The organism is Dellaglioa sp. CoH-56-MRSF-13, from assembly GCF_056782095.1.
The window spans coordinates 1-233 of the sequence record NZ_JBXAYC010000229.1 but is presented as its reverse complement, the minus strand read 5'-3'; the positions used below and the strand labels follow the sequence as shown (position 1 = coordinate 233).

1 protein-coding gene is annotated in these 233 nt (G+C 55.4%); it reads left to right on the top strand.

Going from position 1 to position 233, the window contains the following annotated elements:
• The coding region (locus tag AC1RP1_RS08505) for a hypothetical protein (RefSeq protein ID WP_481762807.1) at window positions 1-233 on the top strand (233 nt) is incomplete at both ends.

Sequence of the window (233 nt, the reverse complement as noted above, 5' to 3'; positions counted from 1 at the left end):
CACGAGGAAGAGTACCTGATGATAGCTCCGAACTACCGCCTACGTGTGTCGTTGGTGTGGGAGCCGAAGCCAAATGCTCTGCTGCACGTCAGTCATGAAGCTTACGATCCGGGGCACGGCATAGACCCCGAACTTCTGACGCTTTGTAAAAAAGAAGACTATACGTGCTCCGAACAAGAGTTCAACGGGGCGCTTAGGGTTGCGCGTGGCCGCATCGGCGCGTTTATCAACGC